6 protein-coding genes and 1 pseudogene are annotated in these 6834 nt (G+C 65.1%); 2 read left to right on the top strand and 5 right to left on the bottom strand.

Translation table 11 applies throughout. The annotated features are described in order from the left end of the window. Positions 1 to 83: 83 nt before the first annotated feature. Together QZV81_RS02065 and QZV81_RS02060 are read right to left on the bottom strand one after the other, a co-directional pair. Positions 84 to 824 carry an ABC transporter ATP-binding protein gene (locus QZV81_RS02065; RefSeq protein ID WP_292831737.1) on the bottom strand — a complete coding sequence of 247 codons (741 nt, stop codon included), beginning with the start codon at positions 822 to 824 and terminating at the stop codon, positions 84 to 86. After that, positions 824 to 1615 (bottom strand): ABC transporter permease, encoded by a 792-nt coding sequence (locus QZV81_RS02060; protein WP_292831735.1) that lies wholly within the window; start codon positions 1613 to 1615, stop codon positions 824 to 826. Before QZV81_RS02060 ends, QZV81_RS02065 begins: the two co-directional genes overlap by 1 nt. A gap of 191 nt (positions 1616 to 1806) precedes the next feature. On the opposite strand from QZV81_RS02060, the pseudogene QZV81_RS02055 reads away from it, so the two are divergent. Continuing rightward, positions 1807 to 3035: pseudogene (locus QZV81_RS02055) on the top strand (IS21 family transposase); the annotation flags it as partial. Between the two features lie 113 nt (positions 3036 to 3148). On the opposite strand, the gene QZV81_RS02050 reads toward QZV81_RS02055, so the two are convergent. From QZV81_RS02050 to QZV81_RS02040, 3 genes are all read right to left on the bottom strand, one after another. Next, complete coding sequence (locus QZV81_RS02050; RefSeq protein WP_292831733.1) at positions 3149 to 3742, bottom strand: AAA family ATPase; 594 nt, start codon at positions 3740 to 3742, stop codon at positions 3149 to 3151. A gap of 282 nt (positions 3743 to 4024) precedes the next feature. Then, complete coding sequence (gene glf, locus QZV81_RS02045; RefSeq protein WP_292831730.1) at positions 4025 to 5161, bottom strand: UDP-galactopyranose mutase; 1137 nt, start codon at positions 5159 to 5161, stop codon at positions 4025 to 4027. Positions 5162 to 5248: 87 nt separating this feature from the next. Continuing rightward, on the bottom strand, positions 5249 to 5749 hold the full coding sequence (locus QZV81_RS02040; RefSeq protein ID WP_292831727.1) for a GtrA family protein: 501 nt from the start codon (positions 5747 to 5749) through the stop codon (positions 5249 to 5251). 186 nt (positions 5750 to 5935) lie between these two features. Here QZV81_RS02040 and QZV81_RS02035 point away from each other — a divergent pair, with 186 nt between their 5' ends. Further along, positions 5936 to 6766: a glycosyltransferase family 2 protein gene (locus QZV81_RS02035; protein WP_292831724.1), complete on the top strand. Its 831-nt coding sequence runs from the start codon at positions 5936 to 5938 to the stop codon at positions 6764 to 6766. The last annotated feature ends 68 nt before the right edge of the window (positions 6767 to 6834 follow it).

The raw sequence follows: 6834 nt of genomic DNA, 5'->3' as shown, positions 1-6834 counted from the left end.
TGGGCGAAAGATCGCACGCGACGCGTCGTGGAAGCCGATGCCGCCGCTGGTCGGCACGACGGGTCCGTGAGCCTGTCGAAGGGTCAGCCCGCGTTGTAGTCCGCGTTGTAGCGGTCGAGCACCTCGGCAATCGGTGCGTCCATCGCGAGCACTCCCTTGTCGAGGTACAGACCGCGGGCGCAGAACCGGCGCAGGTCCTTCTCGCTGTGACTGACGAAGAACAGTGTCCGCCCGTCTGCGAGCAGCTCGTCGATACGGTGGTAGCACTTCTCGCGGAAGGCCTTATCGCCGACGGCGAGCACCTCGTCGACCAGCAGGATCGGCTCTTCGAGCTGCGACACGACCGAGAATGCGAGCCGCACCTTCATCCCGTTCGAGAGGTGCTTGTAGGGCGTGTCGATGGAATCGTGCAGCTCCGCGAAGTCGATGATGCCGTCGAAGCGGCGTGAGACCTCCGCGCGCGACATCCCGTGCAGGCCGGCTGTGAGTCGGACGTTCTCGCGCACCGTCAGATCGCCGACGAAGCCGCCGGTGATCTCGATGAGCGGCGCTACTCCCCCGCGCACCGTCACCCGCCCCTCATCGGGCAGGAGCACGCCCGCGACGAGCTTGAGGAGCGTGGACTTGCCCTGTCCGTTACGGCCGACCACCCCGATCGACTCGCCGTGCTGCACATCGAACGAGACGTTGCGCAGAGCCCAGAACTCGCCGGGCTTGGAGCGGCGCGACGAGTCCGCAAACAGGTCTTTGACGCTGCGTCGCCCGCGGCGGTTGCGGCGGAAGCGCACGCCGAGATCGCGCACCTCGATCGCGGGGTCGGCCATCACAGCTCCTTCAGCACGGGACGCTCTAGCCGACCGAAGACCAGGATGCCCAGCACCAGGAAGGCGATGCTCATCACAGCGCCCATCACGACGCTGAGCGTGTCCCACACCTCGGGAAAGAAGCCCATCCGGTACAGGGTGAAGATGCCCGAGAGCGGATTGAAGGCCGCCAGCTCGCGGAAGATGCCCGGGAGGTCGCCGACGCTGTAGATGATCGGGGACGCGTAGAACAGTGCCCGCAGGATGAGCTTCGTCGTGCGCTCCAGATCGGTGTACAGCACGCACAGCGGGGCGACCAGCAGGCCGAGGCCGACAAGCAGAGCGACCTGCAGCAGCACCGCAGCGGGGAACCAGAGCAGACCCCAGCCCACGGGGGCTCCCGCGATGATCGCGAAGGCGATCAGCACCGGGATCGAGCAGAGGAACTCGATGCCCTTGCTCAGCACGATGCGATTGACCCAGATCGAGCGCGGAATCGAGGTCGATCGCACGAGCCGGGCGTCCTTGTTGAAGGCTCGCGTGAAGTCGGACACCGCAGCGTTGAACCACACCCAGGGCAGCAGCGCCGTGATGAGGAACACGATGTACGGCTCATGGCCGACGGTTCGCTGGAAGACCTGGGTGAAGACGAACCAGTAGATCAGGCTCATCACGAGGGGGTCGAGGACGGACCACAGGTATCCCAGCGCGCTCGTGGCGTAGCGGACCCTGAGGTCGCGTGACGAGAGGAGCCACAGTGAGTGGAGATAGCGCCGAGGCGAGCTTGGCGCGCCGACGGCGGCTGTGGTCACGGAGTCGAGTCTACGGGCGGGGACGCCGTGACCTCGCGACAGTGACGCAGCCGTCTCGGGGCCTGGAGGAGGCTTGTCACGCGCCAACTAGTGTCCGTTCGTTGGAGTAGTCGTTTGAGGGTGTCGACGACGCGTGAATACTGACCCCGTGGCGTCTGGGAATTCTGACCCCCTCCGACCACTCTTGGAGGGTGATCACTTTGGAGCATTGGGCAGAGACTCTTCGGTTGCATCGGGCTGAGCAGGTTCCGATCAAGGAGATCTCGAGGCGGCTCGGGATTGCGCGGAACACGGTGCGGTCGGCGTTGGCGTCGGAGTCGCCGCCGTCGTATCGGCGGGCGGGGAAGGGGTCGCTGGTCGACACGGCGGAGCCCGAGGTTCGCAAACTCCTGGTGTTGGATGCCAGGATGCCGGCGACGGTGATCGCGGAGCGGATCGGGTGGGAGCACTCGATCACGATCCTGAAGGATCGGATCCGGCAGATCCGCCCGCAGTATGCCGGGATCGATCCCGCGGACCGGCTCGTGCACGAGCCTGGGGCCGCCGCGCAGATGGATCTGTGGTCCCGGAGCCGCGGATCCCGGTCGGGCATGGGCAGGCGGCGATGCTGCCGGTGCTGCTGGTGATGACGCTCACGTTCTCGAGGTTCCTGGCCGCGGTGATGCTCCCCTCCCGGCAGGGCGGTGATCTGTTCGCGGGGACGTGGCAGCTGATCGCGCAGGTCGGGCGGGTCTCCAAGACGCGGTCTGGGACCGCAAAGCAGCGATCGGCCCGAAGGGCACGGTCACCACTGGCGCTGCCGCGTTCGCGGGGACTCTCGCGACACGGATCGTGCTGGCCCCGCCGCGGGATCCGGAGTTCAAGGGCATGACTGAACGCAACAACGGGTTCCTCGAGACCTCGTTCCTGCCCGGACGATCCTTCGCGTCCCCTGCGGATTTCAACGTCCAATTGTCGGAGTCGCTGCCGCGCGAACGGGGGCACGATCCGCTCGCGCGGCGCCCGGCCCGTCGATGTCCTCGATCGTGACCTGCAGGCGATGACCATGCTGCCGCCCATCCCCCTGGTGACAGGTCTGCTGAACCGGGTGCAGCTGGCTCGGGACTACTACGTCCGCGTCGACGGCAATGACTACTCCGTGGACCCGCGGATGATCGGCCGCCTCGTTGATGTCACTGCGACCCTGACCCGGGTGATCGTGGTCTGCGACGGGCGCACGGTCGCTGACCACGAACGGCGCTGGGCGAAGCACGCGTTCGTCACGGACCCCGCTCACGTGGAGGTCGCTCGAGGGCTGCGGTCCACGTTCAACGCCGCGAAACGCGATCCAGAACGTGCCCTGCGGGCAAAGCCACCCGGTGCTGGGGTGGTCTTGCGTGAGTTGCCCGACTACGACGCCCTGTTCGGTGTCGACTTCGACCCGACCATCGGGTGTCGCCCGTCGCGTTGTTTGACGATGGCGGCGTCGTGCTTGGTGCCGATGTCCGGGTATGAGAAGTGCCCCGCCGGGTTGATCCGGCGGGGCGTTGATCGTCAATTTGACGTGGTTGTCGTCACTGGTGACGCGGGACGTTTTTCGCTGTTTTCGGTGATCGCTAATTGCGCGGCGTTCAGGTCGACGATGCGCTTGTCCGCGGCGTAGGTGGCGATCAGCGCGGCGACGGCGAGGTTGTTGATCGCCCGCGGGCAACCACGGGAGGCTTGGTGGATCGCGGCGATCACATCGTCGGAGAACAGCGGGTCGGCGCGGCCGGCGTATTTCTGGTGGTGCCGGATGTAGTCGTTGGTGTCGGCGGGACCCATCCCGGAGATTGTGCAGCGGGTGGAGATGCGCTGGTCCAGCGCGGCGAGGACGGCAAGTTTCAGTCGTCTCCGCAGTGTGGGCTGTCCGACCAGGAGCATTGCGAAGTGGGACCCGGTGTCCATTTCGGTGTTGGTGAGCATCCGCAGCGATTCCAGTTCGGGGTTGCCGAGCAGGTGGGCTTCGTCGATGACGACAACGGGCAGCCGCGCGCGTTCATCCAGTTCCCCGGTCAGAAGGCCCGCGGTCTGCGAGCCGAGAACCCCGGAGTAGAACGCGGGGGTGCCGCCGAGGGCGGTGACGATCTGGGATTGGATCCCGCGCAAGTATGAGACCCGTAATGCTTGCCCAACTCGACGATCTCGGATGGCTTAAGCGCATCGACCAACCAGGCGGCGAACGGACCGTGAGTCAGCCACGCCGAGACAGGCAGATGCCGTGGCATCCAATATGAGGGAGGGGTGAGCCAGAAGGGTGACCTCGACCGACAGACGCGTCCTCAGCTTCGCCCATCCGTGCCTTCATGGTTCTTTGCTTCTTTGCTCAGGAGGATCGCACGGAAGAGGGCTGGGGTTGCCTCGCTGCGACTGCGGCCTCGGTTGTGGGGATCACGCGAGTTGATTGTTCCACATGTACAGCGCGGAGCCGATCGCCATATGCATGTCGAGGTACTGATAGGTGCCGAGGCGACCGCCGAAGTACACATCGTTCTCACCCTTGGCCAGTTCGCGGTAGGCGAGCAGCCCGGCGCGGTCCGCGGCCGTGTTGACCGGGTAGTAGGGCTCATCGTCGCGGGTCGCAAACCGGGAGAACTCGCGCATGATCACAGTCTTGTCGGTCGGGTATCGGTCGGCGCGTTCGGGGTGGAAGTGCTTGAACTCGTGGATGCGGGTGTACGGGATGTCGGCATCGGCGTAGTTCATGACAGACGTGCCCTGGAAGTCGCCGACCCCCACGACCTCCTCTTCGAAGTCGAGAGTGCGCCACGAAAGCGCACCGGCCGCATCGTCGAAGTAACGGTCGATCGGCCCGGTGTAGACAATCGGCAGCTGACCGACGGTGGCGGACTTGTTCAGCGGCTGGGTCTCGTCGAAGAAGTCGACCTCGAGCTTCACCTCGATGTTCGGGTGGTCGGCCATCCGCTCGATCCACGCGGTGTACCCGTCTGTAGGCAGACCCTCCCACGTGTCGTTGAAGTAGCGGTTGTCGTAGCTGTAGCGTACCGGGAGACGGCTGATGACCTCGGCAGGGAGGATCTTCGGGTCGGTCTGCCACTGCTTGGCGGTGTAGTCCCGGATGAACGCCTCGTAGAGAGGTCGCCCGATCAGCGCGATGCCCTTCTCCTCGAGGTTCGCGGCGTCCTTTGCGTCGAACTCGCCGGCGAGCTCGTGGATGAGCGCCTTCGCTTCGTCGGGAGAGTACGCGGCGTTGAAGAACTGGTTGATCGTGCCGAGGTTGATCGGCAGCGGGAAGATGATTCCATTGTGGTTCGTATACACGCGGTGCACGTAGTTCGTAAAGGTCGTGAAACGGTTGACGTACCCCCACACCGTCGGGTTCGAGGTGTGGAACAGGTGCGCCCCGTAGCGGTGCACCTCGATCCCGGTCTCGGACTCGTTCTCGCTGTAGGCGTTGCCGCCGATGTGATGGCGGCGGTCGATGACGGTCACGTTTCGACCGGCGGATGCCGCCCGCTCGGCGATCGTGAGGCCGAAAAAGCCGGAGCCGACGATGAGGAGATCCATGAACGCTGCTTTCGTCTCGACGGCGGAGGGCGTCCGTCGGCAGGCTCGCCAGGGACGACTGACCAGTCTATCCGGGACCCGTTGACCTCACGGTTGCGAAGAGTCTTCGCGCTCGAGCGGTGATGGAATGTTCTCGACGGCACCCATGCCGGCGGGCTCCGCCACCGCCTTCCGAAAAGAAAAGGTCTTATGCAAGATGTACGTCACGATCACGAGGAAGACAGTGACGACGAGCTGACTGACGAGCTTCTGGACGGCGCTGTCGAAACCGAGGATCTCGGCGGAGAACCAGCTGAGCCCCAAATTGGCCAGGAACGATCCGAACGTGACGGAAGTGAACTTCGCGAACTCGCGGAACGGCCTGCCCGTCCCGCGGAAGACGTATCGTCGCTGCAGCAGGAAGGATGTCAGGTTGGAGACGATCCAGCTGAAGGTGATAGCGATCGCATAGTCAGCCGGCACCTGCCAGAAATGCAGCAGGAGGAGCGCGATTGTGAACAACCCGTAGGAAAACGCGGTATTGAGCCCGCCGAAGACGAGATAGCGGACTTCCGGTCGTCGGGTGACTGCGGCAATCACATCTCGCATCGCGCCCACGATACACCGCGTCGGTTGTTCGGCTCTGGACGTCGCGCAGGATCGATGCAGATGCCGTGCGTTAGGGTAGCGGCGGACCAGTCGCCGCTACCGACACGATGAGCGATGTCTGCGACGAACCTCGATGAGTAATTTCCGCGATGAACCTCGCATCCGCTCGAAAGGAATCCCCAGAACGTGATCGGGCCCGTGCTCAGCGTCGTCGTCCCGGCATACAACAACGGACGGACTCTCGCCGCCACCCTCGACTCGATACTGGAGCAAGAGGGGGTCGACTTCGAGGTGATCGTCGCTGACCACACCTCCGGTGACGATACACGCGCCGTGATGGAGGGCTTCGCCGACGACCGACGTGTCACGCTGCTCGACACTCCCGCAGGAGGGGGTGCGGCACGAAACTGGAACCGCGTCACCTCCGCGGCGACGTCCGAGTACCTCAAGCTCGTCTGCGGGGACGACTTGCTGCGCCCGGGCGTGCTGGCTCGACAGGTCGAGATTCTCCGATCTACCGGCGCGATGCTCACCGCGTGTCGGCGCGACATCGTCGACGCGGCCGGCGCCACTCTCATGCGAGGTTGGGGGCTGCGCGGACTCGACGAACGGATGCCGGGAGCGCGGGCCGTTCGCACAGCGGTCGTCGCCGGGTCGAATCTCTTCGGAGAACCCGCATCCGTCACAATTCGGCGCGACGCCCTCAAGGCCGAGGGGGGATGGTTCGCCGACTTCCCCTACCTGATCGATCAGGCCACCTACAGTCGCGTGTTGCTGCGCGGCCAGTTCGCACCCGACCCCGAGGTGGGAGCGACATTCCGCATGTCGACCGCGCAGTGGAGCGTCGCGCTCAGTCGGGATCAGGCACAGCAGGCCCGCGCTTTTCACCACTGGCTTCGTGCGCATCACCCAGAGGTGCTGTCGGCGACGGATGTGGTGCGGGGCGACGTGCGCGCGACCTTGATGGCCCACGCTCGCCGAGCGTCGTACTGGGTCCTGAAGAAGCGCATGGGTTGACTCGGCGGCCGGCTGTTGAGCGTCTCGTAGGGTGCCGATGGTCGCGTCGTGCCTGGTGACGACCGGGG

It is taken from the genome of Microbacterium sp. (genome assembly GCF_011620665.1).
Lineage (GTDB): Bacteria > Actinomycetota > Actinomycetes > Actinomycetales > Microbacteriaceae > Microbacterium.
The sequence above is the reverse complement of the archived record's forward strand: the minus strand, read 5'-3'. Positions and strand labels throughout refer to the sequence as shown.